This window comes from Alteromonas sp. CNT1-28 (assembly GCF_022348345.1).
Lineage (GTDB): Bacteria > Pseudomonadota > Gammaproteobacteria > Enterobacterales > Alteromonadaceae > Alteromonas > Alteromonas macleodii.
This window is the reverse complement of the sequence record NZ_JAKREZ010000015.1, coordinates 62,007-88,825: the sequence shown is the minus strand read 5'-3', so window position 1 is coordinate 88,825 and position 26,819 is coordinate 62,007. Positions and strand designations below refer to the sequence as shown.

8 protein-coding genes are annotated in these 26,819 nt (G+C 46.1%); 3 read left to right on the top strand and 5 right to left on the bottom strand.

The genetic code is table 11. The features are described 5' to 3' along the window. Nucleotides 1-394 precede the first annotated feature (394 nt). From MHN02_RS11130 to MHN02_RS11120, 3 genes are all read left to right on the top strand, one after another. Nucleotides 395-15,997 (top strand): tandem-95 repeat protein, encoded by a 15,603-nt coding sequence (locus tag MHN02_RS11130; protein ID WP_239246104.1) that lies wholly within the window; start codon nucleotides 395-397, stop codon nucleotides 15,995-15,997. Further along, nucleotides 15,994-16,764 (top strand): outer membrane beta-barrel protein, encoded by a 771-nt coding sequence (locus tag MHN02_RS11125; protein ID WP_171337405.1) that lies wholly within the window; start codon nucleotides 15,994-15,996, stop codon nucleotides 16,762-16,764. Before MHN02_RS11130 ends, MHN02_RS11125 begins: the two co-directional genes overlap by 4 nt. Before the next feature lie 181 nt (nucleotides 16,765-16,945). Beyond that, entirely contained in the window at nucleotides 16,946-19,672 is a 2,727-nt protein-coding gene (locus MHN02_RS11120) for an ATP-binding protein (protein ID WP_171337404.1), read from the top strand. A gap of 234 nt (nucleotides 19,673-19,906) precedes the next feature. Here MHN02_RS11120 and MHN02_RS11115 read toward each other — a convergent pair whose 3' ends face one another. The 5 genes from MHN02_RS11115 to ubiD form a co-directional block, all read right to left on the bottom strand. After that, the gene (locus MHN02_RS11115) at nucleotides 19,907-20,932 is read right to left on the bottom strand and encodes a transporter substrate-binding domain-containing protein (protein WP_239246102.1); all 1,026 of its coding nucleotides are present in this window, start codon (nucleotides 20,930-20,932) and stop codon (nucleotides 19,907-19,909) included. A 292-nt stretch (nucleotides 20,933-21,224) separates the two neighbouring features. Next, nucleotides 21,225-22,619: a M28 family metallopeptidase gene (locus tag MHN02_RS11110; RefSeq protein WP_061486653.1), complete on the bottom strand. Its 1,395-nt coding sequence runs from the start codon at nucleotides 22,617-22,619 to the stop codon at nucleotides 21,225-21,227. A gap of 153 nt (nucleotides 22,620-22,772) precedes the next feature. Then, entirely contained in the window at nucleotides 22,773-24,119 is a 1,347-nt protein-coding gene (locus MHN02_RS11105; RefSeq protein WP_061486652.1) for a hypothetical protein, read from the bottom strand. Nucleotides 24,120-24,437: 318 nt separating this feature from the next. Further along, entirely contained in the window at nucleotides 24,438-25,133 is a 696-nt protein-coding gene (fre, locus tag MHN02_RS11100) for an NAD(P)H-flavin reductase (protein WP_239246100.1), read from the bottom strand. A 98-nt stretch (nucleotides 25,134-25,231) separates the two neighbouring features. Beyond that, nucleotides 25,232-26,698 carry a 4-hydroxy-3-polyprenylbenzoate decarboxylase gene (gene ubiD, locus MHN02_RS11095; protein ID WP_239246098.1) on the bottom strand — a complete coding sequence of 489 codons (1,467 nt, stop codon included), beginning with the start codon at nucleotides 26,696-26,698 and terminating at the stop codon, nucleotides 25,232-25,234. Nucleotides 26,699-26,819 lie beyond the last annotated feature (121 nt).

Below are 26,819 nucleotides of genomic sequence, written 5' to 3'. Positions count from 1 at the left end.
TGTGGTGCTCCCAAAAAGAGAGCATATGATCATAGCCAGACCAGGTCGTCAACTAACAGTTAAATTTGATCAAATAATGTTCGCGATCTCGCCCTGGGACTAACCCCTATCTAAGTTTTCTTATCCTTATGTCTACTGTCTTTACCTACGCCAAACCGCTAAGGTCCCAGTTGCTCAATAACTCCATAAAAAAATGGAGAAATATTTTTTTTATTAAGAGTCGCGGCTTTCTATTTAGCGGGAAATTTAATCTTGTACTTAGTTTCAGTTTTTCATCATTAATAACATTCAATAGTTTTTTACGTTGAGTTCGATGAAAACAAGCATGAAGTGATTACAACTGAACCCGATAGCCAACTGTTTTAAAACGAAAAACACGAATGAAAGGAAAGACATGATCCGCACATTGTCCAAAGCCATCATCGGTACTTCATTGCTCTTAGGCGCATTGCAAAGCGCACAAGCAGCAACCCCTGTCATCACAAACTTACCGCCGCAAAGCGCGTTTATAGGGGAGTCATTTTGTTACGACATACCGTTAACAAACTCAGGTACAACAGGGTATGGCCCTTATCTTCGCGTTATTCATGATGCTGACTTAACATTTAACGGTGCGACGTTTATAGGAAGTAACAGCGCTACGGTTAATGTAGGCACGTTTGACACCGTTGCGAACAACAATGAACTCGAAGATCCTATCATTGCGCAAACCGTTGCGGGCACCGAAGGGTTCAGTTTTTCAACGGTAGATATCCCAGTGGGCTCGGTTGTAACCAATGGCCCTGATCTAACTACCAATGTTTGTTTCACTATAGACAGCAATGCAACGCCAGCGGAAGCGTTTGCTATCGAGGTAACGCCTGTTTATGAATTTGGTGACACAGCAACAGGTGATAACGGCCCAATAGTAGGAACAACGCAAAGTGCGTCGGTTGAGGCAGCCCTCTACCAAGTAACTACGCAAAGCTCTGCTGCGGAAAACGAGCTTGCTGCGGGCCCAAGTTTTTCAGCAACCGTTACACATACGGTAGATGTTGCAAATGGTCCTACGATAGACAACTTACAGTTCACAGATGTTTTAGACAATGGTGTTCAGTATAGCGCTCAAGCTACGATAACTGGTGGAACTGGGTGCGCTATAGATAGTGAACCTTCTACATCCAGTACTGGTGGCATTTTAGATGTTTCGTGTGCTTCTGCTACGGGAACAAGCAGTGCAAATGATGTGCGCGTGAGCTACCCCATGCATTTTATTAATGTCCTGAATGCGCAGCAGTGCAGTGCGTCAAGTATTGTGCATCCGCTAGACTTTAATGCGAGTTTTAACGGCAATGGGCTTACCCAGGTTTCTAGCAGTGACACGGTTACGGCAAAGCATGTTGCAATACAGCAAGGTGTAAATACAGGAGAGTCAAGTCCCGGCAACACACTTACCGTTACTAACTCAATCCAAATTTCTGATTACGTATCGGTAGACTCTTTAATTCTTAACGACACCATCGCCGATGGCGTCGATTTTTCATCTGATATCACGGTTAACTATGGTGGAAGTACGTTTAACATAACGAGGCCTGCTTCAAGTACTGATGCCAGTCAAAATGAGGCCATCACTTACAACGTTACTAACGCAACAGGCACGCTTCCGGGGGGAAGCGTTTTGACGGTTTCTTACACCGTAGATATTCAGCAAAATTACGTTGGTGGTTACACAGGGGTTGATAGTAATGCCCCTGTCGTTGCTAACGATTCACTGTCGTTTTCTCAAAGTGCACAATATAACGTAGCAAGTGGTGCGTCGAGCTGCTTGGAAGGCTCAAGTGCTTCGGTCTCTATTGAGGGTATTCGTACTTCTAAATTTCTTGTTGACGGTAACGGCGATACAACCACACAACTATTACAGTACGCACCGGGTGAAAGCGTTACCTATCGTTTGCGCATGGATATTCCTTCTGGCGATACTAACGACATTGTATTTGTAGATTTTCTTCCTTTGCCCGTTTTCTTAATCCCAGAAACGACTGTCGATACAAATTCAAATATTGCGAGCAACACCAGCTTTTCTTATACCGCTGAAAATACGGTAACAACCCTCACACCTACAATCACGGTATCATCTGCTGAAAACAGCGTAACGTTAGACTGGGGCAGTATCTCAACAACCCAAGCTGAAGTACTAGAAGTTGATTTTACCGTTGAGGTAACCGATAAGCCCTATGCTGATGGGTTGGAATTGGCGAACTTATTCCAAGGTACTTCGACCAATACGCCTGATGCAATCACTGCCGATCTTAAGTCAGCTAAAATTCTTGTTCGTGCTCCAGAATTGACCGTTTCACTTGCTACTTCTGCAGGAAATGTAGATGCCGGAGATACGATTCAGTACACCTTAACAGTAACTAACGAAGGTGGTGCTACATCATTTGACACCACCGCCAGTGTTCCTATCGTTTCTGGCGTGGCTTCGCAGAGCCTTGTATCTGCAACAGTCGATGGGAATGGTGTAGCCTTGGGCAGCGGCTCACTAGCAGATGGTACTTACAGCATACAGAACCTCGCCGCAGGTGAAGTTTACGTGCTTACTTTCACTCAAGATATTGCACAAACTGCAGAGCCTAACGATGTCATCACGTCTGAAGCGACGATTGATTGGGCTTCTGCACAGGGGCAGGCTGCGACCTTTGATCCGCAGTCAGATGACGCATTTGTCACCGTTTCAGATATTGCTATTGCTTCAACAATAGTAAGCCCCACGGGGAATGTTGTGGTAGGTGATACCGTACAGTATCGGGTAGACGTGACTTTGCCAGAGGGCACAACGAATGACTTAACGGTAGATATGACGCTCCCTGCTGGCTTTGAATACAGCAATACGTTAACGGTAAATTCAACAGGTTTTGACGGAACCGTAAGTGCCAGCCCAACCGTGACATCGTCTGGCACTGTCGCTAGTGGGCAAACGGTTAGAGCTGTGTTTAACGGCAGTACAACCACTAATAATGATAACGATCCAAGCGATAATACATTTTCAATTACGCTTGAAGCCTTGGTGCAAGACGTCACACAAAATGCCGCTACAACGTCAACGCAAAGCAAGCAGTTACAGGTAAATGCGGGAACCAACAATACCACCAACAATGCGTCAGCTACGTCAACTAATCAGTTTTCAGAGCATGTATTAAGCGCAACAACAAGCGTGGCGCCAAGCTCTGGCGTAGAAGCAGGCGATACGGTAACCGTAACTATAGATGTTGAAAATACAGGTACAGCTACCGCTTATGATGTTGAAGTGGTCAGCAATGTTAATACTGATATTTTCACAAATGTAAACGCAGGAACAACCCCAACTGGTTTTACGTATGCACTTCAAACTTCACCAGACAGAGTAACCTATTCAGGTACGGAGCTTGCCGCTGGTGATAGCGTGCAGTTCACTTATACTGCTGAAGTAAAAGCAGGTGCACAGACTGGTTCCTCTTTTGATATTACCGCGCAAGCTACAGGTGATAGCCAAACAGGCGATCAAGCCGTTGAGCGTGACTCTCAGTCCAGTAGCACAGGTACCACGGCCACAAGAGCAATTTCAGCTGACAATATTACGTTGATAGCTTCTTCAGAAACTTTTACGAGTGATTCAGGTACTCGTGAATCGGCTATAGGGGAAGTGCTTACCTACGCGTTTACAACTGTCGTACCAGAGGGACAGACGCTAGAAACTGCTAATCAGGACATTATCGAAGTTATTCTGCCTGCTGGAATGGCCTATCAAGCGGGCACTGCCTTAATTCGCGGAACATTTGATACGGGCTTTACGACGTCAAATGGTGTGTCAATTACTGCGTCAGATACAACTATTACCCCGGTTGTCAGTGGTCAGTCTGTTATCTTCGACTTGGGTGACATAACAAATAATGACAACGATGCAGGTGATGAAAGTATCACCGTTACACTTGATGTGCTTACCTTAAACACCAGTAACAATAACCGTACAAACAATAAAACGGTAACAGGTGAAGTAAACTATTTAAATGAAAGCAGTGCTAACCAGAGCAACAGTGCGACGCAGAATATTCGTATTGCAGAGCCAAACCTAACGGCTACAAAAACAGCTTCGCCATCAACTGTAGATGGTGGCAGCGAAGTAACATTCACCGTTACGTTAACAAATACGTCGGGAACTGCCGTATCGCGTGCGCATGACTGGTACATCAACGACAACGTGCCAGCGCGTTTTAACAGTGTGGCACTGGTTAGCGCAATACATTCACGAGGGGCAGGCATTGATGTATCAGCCTGTGCAAACATCAGTGGTAACGAGCTAACGGTTGAGTCTGATAGCTGCGCAGTTAGCGACATTGATTACCTAGCAGCGGGTGAAAGCGTTACCGTTGTGTATACCGCTCAGGTCAATTTTGATATCGCGTTTGAAGAAACCGTAACTAATACCGTTTCAACCTCGGCAACGTCTTTGCCTGGTGTATCAGGTACAGGGGATGCTACCCCAGGTGTTGCCGGTTCAGACAACGGCGAACGTACAGGTAGCGGTGCCAACAACGACTCCGGCCAAAACGTCAACGATATCGCGGACTCGGCCATGGCATCAGTTACCGCCAATGCGCCCACGCTTACGTTAACGACTACTGCATCAGATGCTGCAATTGGAACTGTGGTTGATTTAACGGCAAGTTTCTCTATACCAACGGGTACAACAGACAACTTTGTTTATACGTTAGATCTTCCTTCAGGCTTAACGTATACCGGCGACGCCATTACCATTACAACACCGGTGTCAGATTTCACCAGCACAAATACACCTAATACCACCCCTGGTGAAGGGACCGATCCGGTCGTGTTGGATTTTGGTACCATCACCAACAGCGCTTCAACGTCTCAACAAGTCACTATTGCAGTACCTGTTGAAGTTGCCAATATCTTAAGTAACCAAGGTGGAATAACGCTAACTAGTACCGGTTCACTTAGCTACCAAGACGTGAGCTCGCCAGCACCTTCTGCGAACGTTGACGTGGATGTTATCGAGCCGAATTTATCTATTACGCAAACCATCATTGCAGGTGCGACATCAAGTGATAGCGGTGATACGGTAACGTATCGCACAGTGGTAACCAACACGGGGAATACAGCAACCGCGTACGCCGTTACCTTTGAAGATGTGATGCCTGCAGAATTACTTGGAGGGCCAGACGGCAGCGGTTCTGGTGTTACCTTCTCTGCAATAACCCTGACCAACCCAAGTGATGAAGCTGTATTAACAGGCACGAACACAGCACTGACCGCAAGTGATGTTAGTGAGACTACTACGACCAACACTGGCGATACGCTGTCGGTTGCAGCATTCGACCTACCAGCACTTGCAAGCGTTACCGTCGAATACAGCGTTGTAATGGCCAACGAAGCAAGCGCTGGTGAAACGCTAACTAATGCAGTTGAAGCAACCTATAACAGTCAGCTAGACGGCAGCGGACGTAGCAGCGCCGATGGTGGAGATGACGACAATAACGCTACGTTAAATAACTACCGTGAAACAGCTAGCAGTAATGTAACGGTAGATAACACACTGGCTATTCAATCTGCACTTAATGCTACACATAGCGATAATGATTTCGCAGTGGGTGAGTCGGTTTCTATTGATGCGCGTATCGATTTAGTGGAAGGCACAATTGACGGTGTTTCTATTGTAAATACGCTGCCAGCGGACATTCGCTTTGACAGTATTAGTATTAACAGCCCAGCGCAAATTAGCTATGACGGCGCTGCAACCGCTTCGGTGTCTGGCAATGATGTCACGGTTGACTTTGGAACTGTGAGCAACACCGCAGATGGCAATAGCGCAAATGATTACATAACGGTTACGTTTACCGGTGTTGTAGAAAACGAAGTAGGCAACGCGCAGGGTACAACACTTACTAATAGTGTGAATGCATCAGGTGGCGGCGAAAGCGCAGGTCCATCTACTCTCGAGATCGATATCGTTGAGCCAAATTTAGACTCAACAATGACGCTCGATAAAACCTCGGTATCGTTGGAGGATACCTTTACCCTAACTATTAACGTAGGCCACAACTCTAGTTTTGCCGACGCGTTTGAGACCACGTTTAACGTTTCAGTTCCTAGCGGTCTAACTTATGTGGCAAATAGCTTCATGGGGCAAGGTACGATTGATGACACGTCGCCTACGCTACTTGTTGTAGATATGGGCGGTATTACGTTGGTAGATGGCAGCAAACAAGTAACCCTTCAGTTCACCGTCGATAGTGATGCTGATGTGGGTAACGCGCTATCTATTGGGTTGACCAATGGTGCATATAGCTCAATGAGCGGCGACACTGCTGACGAGCGAGACTACAGCTTTGCCGATTCAATTAACGTAACAGGTGATATCGCCGCATTCATCGGTGCAACCCAATCAGTTGTGCTATCTGATGATGTCAATGGTAATGGTTTCATTGATGCTGGTGATACCGTATTAGTCACTTCAACGCTAACTAATGAAAGCGATAGTGCCACAGCCACTGACGTTGTATTTACTCATGGGATTCCTGCGAATACAAACTATGTAGCAGGGTCCGCGACAACCACGAAAGGCACCCTTGATGATAGTGCTGGCATTACGGTAAATGTTGGCGATATGGCTTTTGGTGAATCTGAAACCATTACATTCGAGTTGCTTGTTGATGCCAATGTGGCTAACAACACGTTAGTCTCGCTACAAGGTAGCGTAGATTCATCTGACACAGTAGCAGAGCCAACTGATGCTGATGGTAACGATGTAAACGGCGACCAGGCAAACACTTTCAGAGTGGGCACACCTGCAAACACAGCAGATTTAGATATTACTCAGCTAGTAAGTTTATCAACCGATGCTGACACCAATGATGTCATTAGCCCTAACGATACGCTAACCATTACGTATTTACTTGAAAATACGGGTAGCCAAGCGCTATCAAACATTGCCCTAAGCGACGCTATTCCCACAGGTCTTACTTACGTTGCTAATTCGGCGACGGTAAGCGGTGGGCATACGGTTAGTGTAATTGGTAGCTCATTGAGCGCAGATTTTATCACGCTAGCAGCTGGCGCCAGCGAAACGGTTTCTCTTGAAGTTACCATCGACTCACCGCTGGTTGATTTCAACGGCAATGCCGCAAACGAGAGCTTCTCGCTACAAGGTGAAGCTACCAGCGATGAAACTGATACTGTCTATGCCGACAATAACCGTGCAGATAGTGATGGCTTCCAGCCACTTACCTTCAGTGCATCAACGGGCGCAGGCACGCCTGAACTAGAAATTATTCAGTACTTTGAACTTGTTGACGATGTAGACGGTGATGGGGTTGTTGACCCTGGTGACAGCGTACGCGTTTACACCGTGGCAACCAATCAAGGTTCAGCGACTGCAGAAAACGTGTCGTTTACTCAGCCGGTCAATGCGGGCTTGAGCGTAGTAGCTAATACAGCTGTTACCAGCCAAGGCGTTGTAGTAAGCGAAACGCCGTTTGACGTAAACGTGGGCGGAGTTGCGCCAAGTGAAACGGTAACCGCGTCTGTGGTGCTAACGCTAGATGCAAATGCGGCTGACAACACCGTATTCTCAACGCAAGCTCTTTTTAGTGGTGATAATCTAGGTGCCAACCAGTTAAGTGACAACGACAGTAACGCTACTGATGGTGAGAATGCGCTGCTTATTCCGGTTACATCACAAGCGCAAACCGTATCTGCGCCAACCTTTGCCCTTACCGATACCAGTGATGGTGGCACATCTGGTAACAATTTTGTGCAGGGCGAAACACTAACCCTTACACAAACTGTTACTGTACCTAAGGGGACAACAGACGATTTAAGCTTAAGCGTTACGTTACCTGCTAATGTTTCATTGCTCGCAGGGGCGGGGGAACTTGCTCGTACCTTTAATACTGGCCTTTCTTCAGGCGTCAACCCAGCAAGTATTAACAGCACTGCTAGCGGCACAGCAGTTAATGTGAACGGCAATATTAGTGTGTCTAACAATACGCTAACGCTTGATTTAGGCAGTATTGTAAATAGCGATAATGATGGTGACACTGAAACCTATGTGTTTAGCGTTGAACTAGACACCAGCGCGCTAGTGCCTAGTGCGGCTACCCAGGATTTAACCATTTCTTCTGCGCTTAGCTACGTTGATGGGGCAGCTCAGCCTCAGTCATTAAATGCTAACGACGTGACGGTAACCTTGCTCAACCGTGTACCCGCTGCGAATGACGATAGCTTCACGGTAGATGAAGATACAACCAGCAATACGTTAGCGGCCCGTAGTAACGATAGTGATACAGATAATGGCCAAAGCATTAGCATTACCTCTGTTGCTACGCCAAGTAACGGCGGTACGGTAACTACAGATGGCGCGAACTTGATTTATACGCCAGCGGCTGATTTCTTCGGCACCGAGACCGTGCAATACACCCTTACCGATAGCGCAGGTGGTAGCGACACTGCCACGGCAACATTTACGGTTAACAATGTTCAAGATGCACCTGTAGCGCAGGCCGACTCAGCCACTACCACTGAAGACACACAAGTGGTAGTAAATGTATTGGCAAATGATTCCGATGTGGATGGCGATACATTGTCTATCACGGCGGTTAATTCTAGCAACGGTGCGGTTTCGTTTGCGGGAAGCAACATCACCTTCACGCCTGCACAAGACTTTAACGGTCCAGCACTTGTGACCTATACCATTTCTGATGGAAATGGGAACAGTGATAGCGCGAATCTAACGGTAGACGTGCAAGCAGATAACGATGCACCGGTTGCCACAAACGACAGTGCGAATACTAACGAAGATAATGACGTAATTATTGATGTGTTAGCTAACGACAGTGACGTAGATGGCGATGCCCTAAGTGTTACTGCGGTGTCGGCAAGCGCTGGTGCGGCCTCCGTAAATTCAAATGGCGATGTTCTTTATACGCCACCGGCCGATTTCAATGGCCCTGTTACACTTAATTACACGGTTTCTGATGGAAATGGCGGAACCGATTCAGCTTCTGTATCGGTAACGGTTAATGCAGTAAATGACGCGCCAATAGCTAACCCTGATTCAGGGACGGTGAACGAAGACAGCAGCGTAATTATTGATGTTTTGACTAACGATACTGACGTAGATGGCGATGCGTTGTCGATCACCAATGCAGCATCGCCAAATGGTTCAGTAACCTTTAGCGGAAACAATATTACCTTTACACCTACGGCCGACTTTAATGGCGCAACAACCGTAACTTATACAGTAAGTGACGGTGCAGGTGGTACGGCATCAGGTACGGTGACGATTAATGTTACTAACGTCAACGATGCACCAGTGGCAAGCGACGACACGGCCAGCACTAACGAAGACACAGCGGTAGTTATTAATGTATTGGCTAACGATACCGACATTGATAACGATGCATTAAGCGTTTCAAATGTATCGGCAACCAATGGAAGTGCAATAGTTAATGGTGACGGCAATGTGGTGTTTACCCCAGCGGCAGATTACAACGGTAGTGCCACAGTAGCTTATACGGTAACAGACGGTAACGGCGGCAGTGACAATGCGTCGGTGTCTGTAGCTATTGCAGCGGTTAACGACAACCCAATCGCTAATCCAGATACCGCAAGTGTCAATGAAGACGAGTCGGTTAGCATTAATGTACTTGCTAACGATACCGACGTTGACGGCGACACCTTAAGTGTGGCGAGCGCCTCTGTTACAACCGGCAGCGTGCAGGTTGTAGGTAACCAGGTGAACTACACGCCAGAAGCTGACTTCAACGGCAGCGCCACTATTACTTACACCATCGAAGATGGTGCGGGCGGCAGCGCAAGTTCAACGGTAGAGGTGACGATAACAAACGTAAACGATGCTCCTGTAGTCGAAGATCTTGAATTCACTATTTACGAAGATGACAGTCTACCGGTAACGCTTGCTGGCACTGATGCAGACGAAGACGTTTTAACGTTTGAATTAGTAACGTTGCCAACAGGTGAAGTGTTAGGTTCTGCTCCTTCTTTGCTGTACGTTACCCCAGAAAATTACAACGGTACGGTACTGTTCAGCTATAAAGCGAACGACGGTCAAGAAGATTCGAACACCGCCAATATCACAGTGAATGTGGTGGCCGTGAACGATGCGCCTGTGGCGGTTGCGGATACGGCTTCTACATTAGACGACACAGCTGTTGAAATTGACGTACTAAGCAACGACCTTGACGTAGAAGGCGATGCATTATCGATACTTGGCGCAACAGCGGATAGCGGCAGTGTCGAAGTTGAAAGTGGGGTGCTTGTCTATACGCCTGCGCTTGGAACACAAGGCGATGTTCAAATTACGTATACTATTACCGATGCAAGTGGCGCCACATCGCAAGCAAGTGTCATCGTTACTGTTAGTGCCTCTGAGCAAACTGCTCAAACCTTCCCAGTTGTCGAAGCACCAGCGGATATTGAACTTGATGCCATAGGCTATCTAACGGAGGTTGTATTAGGTAATGCAACAGCTGTTGACGCAAGTGGTAATGCAATCCCTGTAACCTTATTGAACGGTCAAACTCGCTTTGCGCCAGGGCTACATACCGTTTACTGGCAGGCAACTGATGATGAAGGCAATACGACAACGGTTAGTCAGACTATCCGCGTTAACCCTCAGGTGTCACTAAGTGATGATGTGGTTGTCACCGAAGGTGGCGCAGCAAGCTTTGATGTACTGCTAAGCGGTAATGCACCTAGTTACCCAGTAACAGTGAGCTACACGGTTTCAGGTACTGCAGATACTAGCGATCACGACCTTATCTCTGGCACTGTCACTATTGAGAGTGGCACACAGGCAACCGTTAAATTCAATATTATCCCTGACACGATTATTGATGACGGCGAAACGGTAATCGTAACGCTAAATGAAAACGTAAATGTCGGAGAAAAAGCGTCGCAAACCACCACTATTGCAGAAGCACCTGTGGCACCAGTTGTAGCGCTGTCAGTTGAGCAAGATAACACTACAACGTTAACTGTTGGCCAAAATGATGGTTTAGTTGATGTACTTGCGGCTATCAGTCATACCAATCCTGCCGCTGATTTTATCTACGACTGGAGTAATTCAGCACCAGAACTCACTAATGTTTCAAATGATGACGGTGTATTTACTTTCGACCCTACTTCAGTAGCGCCAGGTGTTTATGCGGTTACGCTACTTGTGGCAGACAGTGAAAACCCCGCGCTTGTAAGTTCACGCACAATTTATATTGAGGTAGTAGAAACTTTACCTGAACTTACTGGTGCAGACACCGACGGTGATGGCCTACCAGACAACATTGAAGGCACAGGTGATGCCGACTTAGACGGTGTGCCTAACTACTTAGATAGCATTGCGCTTTGTTCGGTTGCGCCAGAAATTGCAGGTGAAAGCGCGCAATATCTTGTTGAATCAAACGCTGGTGCATGTGTAAGTGCGGGTGAGTACACCCGTGGCACTTCAAATGCTGGCGTATTGCTACTTGCTGATGACAGCGTAGTAACCAGTCGCATTCCGACAGATACGGAAACTAACAATGTTGGTGGGTTGTTTAACTTCGACGTGGTGAATAATCAGTCTAATCAAGCACAGTTCGATGTGGTTATTCCGCAGCGCAATGCCGTCCCAGAAGACGCATTTATGCGTAGCTGGACTGCTGAGCTAGGTTGGTTCGATGTCATTGCAGACGGCGACGCCGTGATTTACTCAGCACCAGGTACGCCAGGTTTCTGTCCTACTGTTAATAGTGGCGCTTGGCAAGAAGGTCTAATTGCAGGTAGCTGGTGTGTGAAGCTGACGCTAACCGATGGCGGAAGTTTTGATGCTGACGGTACAACTAATGGAGCGGTTAGCTTTGTTGGTGGAGTAGGCACATTTGTTAATGGCAATACTCTTCCTGACGTTCAAGACGATCAGCTGGCTATTAAGCTCAACGAAGCGGTAGAGGTCGACGTACTGGCTAATGACACAGATGCAGATGGCGATGCACTTACGCTTACCTCAGTATCGGCTGATTTTGGAACGGCGACTATTATTGATGGATTAGTGTCATACACGCCACCTGAAGGTTTCGTAGGCACAGTAACGGTTACCTACACCGTATCAGACGGTATGGGCGGCACGGTAACAGGTACCTTGGTGCTAACTGTTGCCGAAAACAATATCCCTGTTGCGAATGATGACAGCTTTACGTCACAAGAAGACGAATCGGTAACCTTAGATGTGCTGTCTAACGATACTGATGAAGACGGCGATACGTTATCCATTACCGAAGTAACAGCGTCTACTGGCACGGTGATATTGTTGCCAAGCGGTGAGTTAAGCTATCAAGCGCCTGCCAACTACAACGGCGTGGTCACTATTGAATACACCATTTCAGATGGTCATGGTGGAACTGATACAGCGCAGGTAACCCTAACTGTCACTGCAGTGAACGATTCCCCTGTTGCCGTTGATGACACGGCAAGTGTTACCGAAGATGGCAGTGTTACAGTAACCGTACTAACAAACGATAGCGACGTCGACGGCGATGTACTAACAGTAACCATGGCAAGTACTGACAACGGAAGTGTGGTGGTCAATAACGGCACTACCGTTACCTACACACCTGTTGCCAATGTAAATGGTGAGGCAACATTTACCTATACTATTAGCGATGGCTTTAGTGGTACTGATACCGCAACGGTTACCGTAGTTATCGTTGCTATTAACGACGCACCAGTAGCAAATAACGACCAAGCTAATGTAAGTGAAGACAGCAGTGTTATTGTTAATGCACTTGCCAATGACGCTGACATTGACGGCGATACGTTAATCATCACAGATGCAACGGCTAACTCGGGCACGGTAACCGTTAATAGCGATGGCAACATTGTCTACACACCGTTACCTAACTTTGTTGGAACGGCGATCATCACCTACACCATATCAGATGGGAATGGCGGTGAAGCGACTGCGCAAATTACGGTGACGGTTGAAAATGTAAATGATGCTCCGACTCTTGAAGGTGGAGAAGTATCTACTAATCAAGATACGCCGCTAAGTATCAACGTATTATCCAATGCAAACGATATTGATGGTGATACGCTCACTATTGCTAGTGCCGAAGCCACAAACGGCACCGTAGAAATCGTTAATGGTGTGGTGACATTTACGCCTGCAGACGGTTTCCATGGCACTGCCACCATTACAGTGTGTGTTGCTGACCAGTCGGGCGCGCAAGCGTGTGCGACCTACACGGTAACGGTAATCGACACTAACGATGCCCCTGTTGTGTTGAACCTAACCTTTACGATGGAAGAAGATGCGACTCTGCCCATTCAGCTTCAGGGTAGTGACGCAGACGGCGATGCGCTAACCTACCAGCTGGTAACATCACCGGACGGTGAGCTTGTTGGTCGTTTACCTAATGTGTTGTACGCGCCGGACGCGGACTTTAGCGGCACAACTACATTTACCTTTACAGCAAATGACGGTGAAGAAACTTCTAATGTAGGCACGGTGACCATCAACGTAAATCCAGTGAACGACGCGCCGGTTGCCCGCGATGATGCAATCAGCTTGGGGAACTACAATCCTGCAGAAATTGATGTACTAGCCAACGATTCTGATGCAGACGGGGATACGCTTCGTATTATTGGTGCGCGCGTTGAGTTAGGTGATGTTTCTTGGTCAGACGATTCGCTTACCTATACACCACTTGAAGGCTTCGTAGGTGAAATCGTTATCGACTACACCATCACCGACCCTCAAGGCGAGGTAGCTCAGGCATCGGTACTGGTAGATGTAATGCCAGATGACTTGGCCGATCGCCCGGTTATTGAAGTGCCAGAAGACGTGTTCGTAGATGCCAATGCGCTATTTACCAAAATTGACCTTGGCGTAGCCTCGGCGGTCGATAAATTTGGTAATCCATTGCCTGTGTCATTGGTTGATGGGCTAATCTTCTATGAGCCGGGTAATAATACGGCTTACTGGCAAGCGACTGACGAAGACGGCTTAACCTCTGTGGCAAGTCAGGCCGTACGCGTACGTCCTCTTGTTTCCATCACTAAAGATCAAGTTGTACTGGAAGGCCACGAAGTAGAATTTGGTATTCACTTAAACGGCACGTCACCGGTTTATCCGCTAGAAATTCCATTTACGGTAAGCGGTACGGCAGACAGCGGCGATCATGACTTAGTCGATGGCATCATTGTGATGGAGTCGGGTAGTGATAAAACGGTGAGCTTCAATGTTTTCCCTGATGCGGATATTGAAGGGACTGAAACCATTATTATCGAGCTTTCAGATGTGTTGAACATAGGTAACAAATACATTCACGAAATAACTATCCGTGAAGATAACGTGAACCCAGATGTTGACCTGTTTACCGAGCAGGACGGCGAGTCAAGAATTCGGGTTATTCCTACAGGCTCTGACGTGTTGGTAACCTCTCGAGTTGACCACCCAGACCCAACCAACGAGTACGAGTTTGTGTGGACATCACTGGATGCAGATCTTGCAGATACCGATAGCGTTGATGACACCTTTACGTTTGACCCAAGTGGTCTAGAGATTGGTGTGTACCGAATCCGTGCAACGGTCACCGACGCAGATGACACAGCCTTCACAGACTCGGATACTTTGTATATTCAAGTAGTGGATGCACTACCATCGCCTACTGAACTTGATAGTGATGGTGACGGTGTACCGGATGTTGTGGATGGTCTTGCCGATAGCGATAGAGACGGTATTTTAGATTACCTAGATCCAACGCCTGAATGTAATGTGCTTCCGCAAGAAGTGGCGTTTGTTGACGGCTACATGGTAGAAGGCGACCCAGGTGTTTGCTTGCGCTTAGGTAACTTCTCTGTAAGTAGCGAGCTCGGTGGCGCGAAAATCATAGATGGTGATATTGCGGGCGATGATGACATTGTCCCTGACCCAGAAGCGACAAACATTGGCGGCATTTTCGATTTCATCGCCTATGGTCTACCTGAGGCCGGACAAACGCTGAACATTGTTATGCCGCAGCTTAAGCCAATTCCTGCGAATGCGGTCTATCGTAAGTTTACGCCTGAAAACGGTTGGGTAACGTTTACGGAAAACGCAAACAACCGTTTATGGTCAGTTCAAGGTGAGCCGGGCTACTGTCCTCCGCCGGGCGGCGACTATTGGACCGAAGGGCTAACCGAAGGGCACTGGTGTGTGCAGCTCGAAATTCTAGATGGTGGCGTTGATGATGACGACGGTTTGGTGAACGGTACGATTGTTGACCCAGGTGGTGTAAGTGTCATGTTTAATGGCAATACACAACCCGTGGCAAATGACGATGCAGTAACTATCATTGTTGATGAGTCTGTAACTATTGAAGCCTTAAGTAACGATGCAGACCCTGATGGCGATGACTTGCGTATTACCTCTGCTACAACCACGTTCGGCACAGCTGTGATAGCGGGGGATACCATCGAATACACGCCTCCACTTGGCTTTATTGGCGAAGTGATTGTTAATTATGGTATCAGTGATGGAAACGGAGGTTCAGACCTGGGTGTAATTACGGTAACCATTATTGGTAACAATCCTCCACAGGCTGTAGACGATACTGTAACGATAGACGTTGACCAATCTGTAACCGTTAACGTGCTTGCCAACGACTTCGACGAAGATGGCGATAGTATTCGTGTTGTAAGTGCCCAGGCATCAATCGGTAGCGTATCTGTTAACCCTGACGATACATTGACCTTTACGCCGCCTGCTGCATTTACGGGCAATGCTGTAGTCACCTATATTATTGAAGATACACAGGGCGGAACGAGCGAGGGTAGACTAACCATTACTGTTCAACCCGTGACCGTTAGAATTGAAAACTCTGGCGGAGGCGGTGGTAGCATGAACGCTATGCTGCTGATGTTACTGGTATTTGTTATGACACTGCGCCGCTTATTAGCGGCGCAAAGAAAGGGAGTAAAAGCGTGAGCGTAGCTAAGATGAATAGAACTTTTAGGTATGGGATTGTTAGCGCTGTTGCAATGGGAGCAATGTTTTCATTTCCAGCCATGGCTCAGCAATCTAATAAAGAAAGGGATGCTTCCCCTTTTTTAGCTAGCAAAACTCAATGCTTATCTGAAGAGGATGCCTCAAAACTTTCTAAAGGATATGAAAAGTGCACGGCTAAACAGTTTTTCATAAGCGGGAGTTGGGGGAGCGCATCAGGAGATTTCAAGGAAAGGGATGTACAACAAGAAGCCGCAGAGCTAGGCTTTGATGTCTTCGACATAGATATTGATGACACCCGCAGTGCGTGGAAAGCGGTAGTAGGTACCAATATTACCGAAAACAGCTTTATTCAAGTCGGTTATACCGATTTAGGTGATGTATCGGCAGCATTTTCAACCACGACCAACGAGCCATCTCGCTTTTTCAGCGAGACATCGCGTATTCGCCCAACATCAGTAGATGGCTATACATTAAGTGTAGCCTATCAGTTTTTACGTCATGAGGACTGGTTTTTACATGCGCATGTGGGCTTATATTTTTGGCAAGGTAACTACGATTCGTTAGATGTTTTTGAGGATACAGCCCTACTTCAAGACGTTGATGATGAAGGCACGGATTTGTTCTATGGCATTGGCGCTAACTGGCGTATTCACCATGATTGGGTTGCAATGATTGAATATGAACGCTATGACATAGAAGATAACTCTACTGACCTCATATCAATAGGTGTTAATTATCTCTTCTAGAGAAATGTAAATTTTCAACAAGTAATATACGAGCAAAACCAATAGAGGGGGGCGATAAGCCTCCTTTTTTATGCGTTAGACTTTTGGATATAGCATGCTTTCTTCACGATAAGTTGTTATCGTGTCAAAAATAATATTTCCCCTCATGAAAGTTCGCTTTCAAAATTTCTCGGCCAAGGCAATGCAGCACGTTACAGATAAAAAGATAAAGACGCTTCAAAACTGCGAAGATGAAGCTATTCACCTAATCGAAAGTGTTCAAAGCTTTGGTTACGTTATAGCGGTAGACCCTGAAACTAAAAAAATTCAGGTGGTTAGTGAAAACATCAATGAGCTATTTAAAGTCAGTATCACTGCGGGTGAAACTCTTATTACTGAGCTCATCGATACGCCTTCCGAAGATGCACCAACCTTTCAAAGTATCTATCAAAGCGTTAAAGGCGGGAATACACGCCGAGCGTATCAATGGAAATTTGCCGAAAACGCACTTTGTTTAGACAATTGGGAAAAAGAGGGCAGTGGTGTCGCGTTCGATTCAAACGGCTTACTCGTTATTGAACTAGAGCCTACCCCTCAGCTTAGTTATGAAGCCGCCCAACAATGGGTACCGATGGACGTAAATATTCGCACATTGCTTCCCGATGTGGATGGGTGCGAGTCTATCAGTGATGTTGCAGACGCCATTGCGGGCGTATTTAAGCGCTACATAGGGTTTGATTCGGTGATGGTTTATCAGTTCGATAAAACCTATAGCGGAGAAGTAATTGGCGAAGCAAAATTCCCAGGGTCTCGCTCTTTCAAAGGTTTGAAATTTCCCGCATCTGATATTCCTAGCCAAGCCCGGGCGCTGTACTTAAAAAATCGCGTACGTTGTGTATTTGACGTAGAACAACCCCCTATTGCTTTAATACCAACTGTGCAAGAAGCAGAGCGACCGCCAATGGATTTATCCATGTCTATGGTTCGTTCAGTGTCGCCGGTTCATATCACTTATCTTAAAAATATGGGCATACGTTCATCGTTTTCCGTGTCCCTTGTGTTTGAAGGTAAACTTTGGGGGTTACTTGCTTGTCACAATAACGAGCCTAAATATATCGACCAAAAAAAGCGTTTGGTATGCGAATCCCTCGGTCATCTCTATGCGTGGCAGCTACACACTAAAGCCTTGCATGAAAAGAAAGAACAGTTTCAAATTCGCCAACGTAAGCTAAACACTATTATTCATCAGCTTACTGGCTTTGCTAACCCGCTTGAGGCGATAACCCAAAAAGAAAAAGGCCTTTTGGATGTAGCCAATGCATGTGGTATGGCCGTTATTACCCCTGTAGATAAATATTTAGTAGGTAAAACGCCCTCTGAACAAACATTAACTCGCCTTCTCGACAAATTCGTTATTCCAAACTCTGAAGAGTCAATTGCTATTAGCAAGCTGGCGGAAGAAGTGTCCGAACAATGTGACCTTAATGGCATTCGCGGCATGTATATTTCCTGTGTATCTGCCAAGCTTGGTTACTACACGGTTTGGTTTAGAGAGCAAAAAGACAAAACTATACGATGGGCGGGCCGCGAAGCCGCGAACAAAGATGTTGGTAAGGTACTAACACCTCGTAATTCCTTTGATATGTACTTACAAAGTGTTGCTGATGAGTCGGTAGAGTGGAGCGAGGATGATCAGCTTATTATAGAAGGTTTTGATCATCTATTTATACCTTACGCGCTAAGCCTGAAAGCGTCGCTCGACAAGCAAATTAGTAAATTAGAAGAGTTAGATAAAGCTAAAGATCAGTTTTTGGCGAGTATTTCCCATGAACTTCGTTCGCCCCTTAATTCTATTGTAGGTTGGACCGACTTAGCTCTGATGGATGTGACGAATGTCGATAGAATGTCTGACGCATTAGGCGTTATCAAACGCGCTGCGTCTACACAGGCTGCCTTAATAAATGACATTTTAGATTTGTCGCGCATTATCTCCGGCACTATGAAATTGAGTACGCATTCATTAAATATCGCTGGGTCTATATTTGAAGTCGCTAAATCATTCGAAGCGGGCTTTGCCAGTAAAAATATTCAACTTTCAATCAATTGCGAAGACGAACATACTCAAATTCTGGGTGATAATTTGCGTATTAAGCAGGTGATAAACAATCTGCTCAGTAACGCTCTTAAATTTACAGCAAAAGGCGGAACCGTACATGTGCGGGGGCGAAGAGAACATTCAAATTACTTGTTTCGTGTAAAAGACAACGGTAAAGGAATGACCCAAGATCAGATAGCACGGGTTTTTGAACGCTTTTACCAAGGTAAAGACTCTCATAACAAACTCGGCTTGGGGCTGGGTTTATCTATTGTAAAGAGCTTGGTTGAAATGCACGGCGGGGAAATTCGTGCCGAAAGTGATGGGCCAAATTCCGGGACTACGTTCTTTGTGTCTTTGCCTATTGCTCCTCTTAGTTTGCACGATGACATTATCGAAACCAAGAATAGTGAAATCAGTGATTTGACCGAGTCTTTGCGTCTAAGCGGTTTACGAATTTTGGTAGCAGAAGACGAGCAAGACGCCCGTGACTTTATAAAGCTGTTTTTAGAGTCTAACGGTGCCCGGGTCAACGTAGTTAAAAACGGGCTACTCGCATGGAAAGAGCTAAACGATATGCCCGAAGCTTTCGATCTATTACTGTCGGATATTGGCATGCCGGAAATGGACGGGTTAGGCCTAGTATTGAAAATGAGGGCAAGCGAAATCCCAGAGATTGCAAAGCTCAACGCTGTGGCGCTTACTGCTTATGCCTATACCTCTGATCGCGTTAAAGCTCTTAAAGCTGGCTTTAATAACTATGTGTCAAAACCGGTAGATGGCGAAGAATTGCTGACAATTTTGGAAATGTACTTGCCAGAAACGACACACTAACGCAGATGACTCCCAGTCTTTTTTGCAACCTTTGATCAGCAGTATTACGAGGATAGAGCGCGAAGATAGAGCGTTAACAAAGCTGACGCATATCTTTGAATAGGTCGTTTAGTTTAAGCAACGACAGGTATGCTTTGTAGTGTAGAAGTCGCGTAGTCGACTTCGTGCTTCTCTACCTAATTTAATGCCTTTCAACGCTCATTGCTTTCAAAGTTCACTGAAGTCAAAATTCATCTACCAGCGGCGAAGTAATAGCTGGTAGGTGGTTTTATCTAACAGCGACTCGCGAGGCGACGAACTTTCTTTATCAGGAAGGGCAGCACGCGCTTCCTCAAGCGATGCATATCTATCCCCGTCAATATAAAACGCGCTAGCTTCAGATGTAGGTTTACCGTCAAGGGAATAGGCGGTGTTTAACAAGTCTGACGTGGTAGTTATGTTGCTGTGCCCGATAAAGTCGGCAACGCCATCGCCATTCACATCTTTGGTGAGCCAAGCTAAATCAAGTGGCTGATTCAATTCCCCCGAATTCTGCATTGTCGACACAGCTTGATTGAATTGCGCAACAATCCTTTCAGCGTTAGCAACATTTTTGCTGATAGCTATTTGAAATCCGGTTTTTGCTAAAGGTTTTGCTGAAAAGTGCAGGGTTTCTTCATTATCGTTAGCCAGCAATATGTTTAGCTCTCGCGCAAGCAGCTGGGTGGTAATTAAGTAAGGCGCTCTATCGTCGGCAAGTTGTCGAAATGCATCAAACGTAGTGGGGTTGCGTGACCACTTTATATCTTTCAGCAGTCTGAATGAGGGCGTATTCGCAAAGCGATTTTCAATAGCGACCCTATTGTCTTTTAAATGAGGGAATAGCTTTACTGCCTCAACGTCCGCCTCTTTGCTTACCGCGTAAAGGTAAATGGGTAAGTAGATATCGGATAGTATATAGTTGCTGCTATCCTCACCCAAATTAACGTAGGCAAATTCACCGTCTAGCTTACCTGTCAGTACAGAACTGCCCAAAAAAGCTTGTCGCATAACCTGAAGTTGGATATCCAACTCTGCCTTCTGAAACACCTTTTCGAGCAGTGTGTTAACTCGAGCAGGCTCCCCATCGTCGCTTATGTAGGTCTCGAAGGAAGCTGCACCTAATTTGGTAGGGGCGGCATGTAATTGCGAAACATTTAAACAACAAAGGGCTAGGCTTATGCCTAATAAAGAAAGACGTTGAGTGAAAATAGAGAGCGAGAACGCGCTTAATCTTACCAAAGGTGAACTCCGAACTGCCGTCATACATTTACTACACTGTAATTCAGTTAGTCGCTTAATTCCAATAAACACGTACTGGCTTAAATTAACAAAATGTAAGCGACATCAATATATTGAGTGTAGTGTCCACGTTTATATTAGCTTTTATTAAGTAAAGTCATTCGCGACGATAAGCCGGTTTCATTACCAGCTTAACGTCACGAACTCGATTGCATGCATAATTGGGTGCGTAATTGGATGGGGATAAGCATGCCCAATATAGGCGCCCAACGTAAACGTTCAATTTAAACGCTTATTCTCCAAAGCTTCCCGCAGGACCTGGATAAACGACTACGCTTTCAACACCGTCCTTGTTAACGCTGGCAACCCCAAAAAAGTAGTTGTCGATAACGACATTCTCAAGCATGGCCTCGGTAACGTTACCCACATACTTACTGTATTCCCATTGCGGAGCATCAGTATGACGCCAATATACTTTATACCCTTTAAGCTGAGGGTTCTCTTCAGCGTCTAGTGCGTCCCACTTTAAAAATGTTGAAGGTTGAACTGCACCGGCAATTTCTACATTTGCAGGTGGGTTCGGTGCCCACGCCATAGCAGCAAGAGAAACAGCATTAAGGCCAGTAAGTTTTGCAGCGTAATCAAAGTCGACGCCATCCAAGGTATCACCATAGGCAATACCGTCTTCTACGCGAAGATCTTGATGCTGGCGTGTGTAGTTTTCGTTAGTTTCCATAATACGAATACCCGGGTAGCCCAAGTCGTTAAACGGGCGGTGGTGGCCGCCACGACCAAAGCGGTCCAAGCGATAAATCACCATAGTGTCTAAGTTCTCAATATACTGATCGGCAATTTTATCGATATAGCGGGCAAGGTTTCGGCTTGGCGAGTCTACTTCACCTCCGGTGAAACGTCGCATGCTCGCTTCTTTTTCCGTTTCTGTTACACGAGTGCCTTCAGCAAACAAGCGAGCGGTGGTGTTGTTAATAACACCGTTTACCCCTTCGATATTGCCAATCATGTCATTATTGAGCACGGCTTTAATTCGCCAGCCGTCTTTCTTGGCTTGGTTTGCCATAATACGCCCGCCGAAAAGCCCTTGCTCTTCGCCAGATAAAGCAGCATACACGATACTGCCGTTAAACTTGTATTTGGATAGTACTCGCGCGGCTTCAAGGGTACCGGCAACACCAGAGGCGTTGTCGTTTGCACCTGGTGAATCAGAGGTGAAATCCATCACATCAGACACCCGTGAATCAATGTCGCCAGACATAATCACATAGCGGTCCGGATCAGTACTACCGCGTTGAATAGCAATAACACTAACCACTTCTACTGGGTCGGGAATACGCTTTTCACCGCTGATGACTTCCGACTGGTAGTACACCTCTAAGCAGCCACCACACTCGGCTGAAATTTTATCAAATTCAGATTTAATCCAGCGACGCGCAGCGCCTATACCGCGGGTATCAGACTCGGTTTCAGAGAGAGTATGGCGTGTACCAAAGTTCACCAACTTGGTAATGTCTTTTTCAATGTTTTCAGCGGAAACATTTTTGGCAATATCATAAAGTGCTTGCTGCTGCTCGGTATCAGCAAAGGCTGTAGTAGATAGTGTTAGTGCAATTGCGGGGGCAATTTTTCTTAATACTAGGTTCGTAAGATAACAGGGCTGTGATTTATTCATTATTTTCTCCATGTTCTGCAAAGACCATACTGAATGCGTCGAAAATGGACAATGAATATCGATGTAATTAACTTTATTTAAGAGGAATACAATATATCGGCACGTAACACTCCGTGCCGATATACATTTACAATTTAAAAGATCTAAGCCTATTTAAAAGTCGAAGTAAACCATACCGTAGGCGGTAACATCATCATTTTTAAGCGACTCAAGATAATCATTCGTGCTTTGCACATCATAAGCTTCCAATCCTATATAACCCGACGCTGGCTCTTCATCGAAGTTAAAGTTTGCCGATAGGGGAAAGTCGACACCCTCTATGTCTAAGTTATCTAAAATAGCAAGAGAACCCTGACTTGGTGTGGTTAGTTGGAAGTAATAGAGACGATCACCAGAAGAATCATTCCCAGACAAGGTAACGGTTACAGAGTCCGCTCCCACTGAAGACAGGTCATAACTTTCATCATTAAAGAATGTTAAAACTTGTTGGGAAAATAAGTCGTAAGACATCAATGCTAAGTCTAATGATTCAGTGTGGGTGGATGGAAGTGTTACCTGAGCGCCCGTATAAATGGATACTTGAACATCTGTGCCTTCGGAGCTGAAGCTGTCGAACTCGAAATTGTAAGCATCGATATACGTTTCAGGGGTGTCAAAGATAGGAACTGAAGGTGAAAGTTCTGCAACATCCCAAACCTGCACATTATCAGCATAATGCATCCAGCCATCTTTTCGGCCGCGTAGTGAAACGCGCAGACTTGAGTCACTGTTGACGTTATTATTGAGCAGCGAAAAAGGTACTTTTCTGACAAGCTCTGCATTACTTACTACATATGTTTCATCGAAACTGTAATCACTAAGAACAGCAGTGTAATAGGTTTCAGCAGGGTATTCCTGTGCACTGGTTAGCGTGAGAGCAATGTCTGGCCACTCTCCGCCAATGGGTCGACAAACATTAGCTTCAGCCAACCAGTCTGTGTCATTGACATCGAAAATATTAGACGATGTTGTGGTAGAGACAACGACGCTGGCCATAGGCGAGGCAACAGGAACTTGACTAATATCGAATGTTACGTTGTTACATTCGCACGAGTCTTCATTGGCGAAGCCTTCAGCGATAATGCGTGTGTTTTTGATTTTATCGGCGGTAATGTCTACGTAGGTATGAACGCGAGGATAGGCAGTTTCTCCCCAATAACCTACACTTAGCATCGTATACGTTGCTACACCGGAGTAATCGATAGCGATATTTCCGTCATCATCAGCTTCATAGACAGCAGCTACTGCACCGCTGTTGTCATGGCGAGCAACCATAGCTTCAGTTTGAGGTATTATCTCACCGCATGAACTAAAGTAACTTGCACTAACTACATGCTCATAGTTTGAAGTAGGCGGTGTACTTCCATTGTCGTTAGTAGGAGGTTGTGAAGAGCTACCACCGCCACATCCGGCAATAGCGGCCGCTAAGCCTGTTATTAGCAGTTGTTTGTTGTACTTCATATATTTTTCTGAAAGACATAATAGTAGGCTGACGCATGTCCAAGCAGCGCGGAGTGCCGAAATCAAACTGGTTACCCTACCAATGCTTCCAATTCCTTCTGTTTTACTATTTGATTCGTTGGTTGAGTGTTGATGTTAGCAATTTTTTAGAAATGAAAATAGACGGCGCTTATCAGATTTAATTTATGTAAGAAGATAGGGTTAGTGTGTGAAATGCCATGTTGACCATATATAGTTTTGTATGGTCAACATGATGGGCTAGAGGTAGATTTAATGCTCACGACATGAGCATCTTTTGCTACTACTTACCTTGCACGCTTAAATAAACGCAAACGCGTCGCCAAACAGGTTCTCAACTTTTAAACCGCGTTGTGTAAAATCATCGCGTACAACTTTTGCCATTTCAAAACGACCTGCAACGTAAACCTGAATATTGGCAAAGTCAGCGTGGTCAGCCATTACCGCATGGTGTACCCAGCCCGTTCTGCCTTTCCACTCGTCGCAAGCAAACTCGACAACCGGCACAAAAGTGAAGTGGTCGTTAGCTTCAGCGAGCTCAGTTAGCTTGTCGGCCAAATACAAGTCAGCCGCATGCTTACCACCCCAATAGAGTGTAACTGGCGTCTTGTCGCCGCTATTAAGGTGCTCTTGCAGAATTGAATACGTATACGAGAAGCCCGTACCACCTGCAATAAGTACCATAGGCAGGCCATTGCTTTGCAAAAAGGCATTGCCATTACCTACGTTTACGGTAATTTCGCCATCCGCACGCATGCGCTCTAGCACTTCACCAGCGTAGCTGTTGCCAGGCTCTGCGCCAATGTGTAATTCAATGCGGCTATTATCAAATGCGGCATTGGCAATAGAAAATGGACGCATATCTTTTTCGCCCATTACCACCATGGCGTACTGACCCGCCTTAAACTCAACAGGGTTTTCTGGCGTTAATTCAACTTTTTGAACCACTTCGGTTAAAGGCGTGATGCTTGCAACCTTACACTTAATTTCTGACATGTATTCTCTTCTAACCTTCTTGCTTAGCGTGTCGCCTTTTCATGCGCTTAAGAAAAGCGCATGCTTCAATACAAAATAAATAGCGCTAAAAATAGTCGTTACATAATACCAAGACTGTCCCAAATATCATCAACGCGTTTTTTAACGTCTTCGTCCATCACAATAGGTACGCCCCATTCTCGGTCGGTCTCGCCCGGCATTTTATTGGTGGCGTCCATGCCCATTTTAGAACCTAGCCCTGAAACGGGGGACGCAAAGTCCAAGTAGTCGATAGGCGTATTTTCTATCATTACCGTGTCGCGGGCTGGGTCCATACGGGTGGTGATGGCCCAAATAACATCGTTCCAGTCACGCGCGTTGATGTCGTCATCGCACACTATCACAAATTTGGTGTACATGAACTGGCGCAAGAACGACCACACACCCATCATCACCCGTTTCGCATGCCCAGGATACTGTTTCTTCATCGTTACCACTGCCATACGATAAGAGCACCCTTCTGGAGGCAAGTAGAAATCAACAATTTCAGGGAACTGCTTTTGCAAAATAGGCACAAACACTTCGTTTAGCGCAACACCTAAAATAGCTGGCTCATCTGGTGGACGGCCTGTATAGGTCGAATGATAGATAGGATCTTTACGATGGGTTATATGAGTAACGGTAAATACAGGGAAGTCGTCGACTTCATTGTAGTAACCGGTGTGATCGCCATAAGGGCCCTCAGCCGCAGTTTCATCCTGAGCAATATAGCCCTCGAGTACAATCTCGGCACTGGCAGGTACCTGTAGGTCGTTACTAATAGACTTAACTACTTCAGTTTTGTCACCACGCAGTAGCCCCGCAAAAGCATACTCGGAAAGGGTATCTGGTACAGGGGTAACTGCACCTAAAATGGTAGCGGGATCTGCGCCAAGGGCCACAGATACCGGGTAGGGTTCGCCCGGGTGTGTTTGACACCACTCACGAAAATCAAGGGCGCCGCCACGGTGTGACAACCAACGCATAATAAGTTTGTTTTTGCCGATAACCTGCTGACGGTAAATGCCCAGATTCTGACGCTTCTTATGCGGCCCTTTAGTAACACTCAAACCCCATGTTACCAAAGGCGCAGCGTCACCCGGCCAGCAGCGCTGTACCGGAATTTTTGATAAGTCTACGTCGTCACCGGTAAGCACCACTTCCTGACAAGGGGCTTTTTTAAGGATTTTGGCAGGCATATTTAGCACCTGCTTAAATACTGGCAGCTTCTCCCAAAGATCTTTCAGCCCTTTAGGCGGCTCTGGCTCTTTCAAATAAGCCAGTAGCTTGCCTACTTCACGCAGTGCTTCAACAGACTCTTGACCCATGCCCATAGCTACGCGCTCTGGTGTACCAAACAAATTTGCCAATACGGGCATGTCGTGATTTTTAGGGTTTTCAAATAACAGTGCAGGGCCGCCGGCACGCAACGTCCTGTCGGCAATTTCTGTCATTTCAAGGTCGGTATCAATGGGCTGGGTAATGCGTACCAATTCACCTTTAGCTTCTAGCTGGCGAATAAAGTCGCGTAAATCTTTGTACTTCATCAGTGCAGGTGCATCCACAAACTCAATTTATGGCAAGAATATACTATTTAGCGCCAAAGTCCGATCAGTAAGCGCTGTGTTTACACGATTAAACGTTTTACAGATAAATTACGCTTTACAG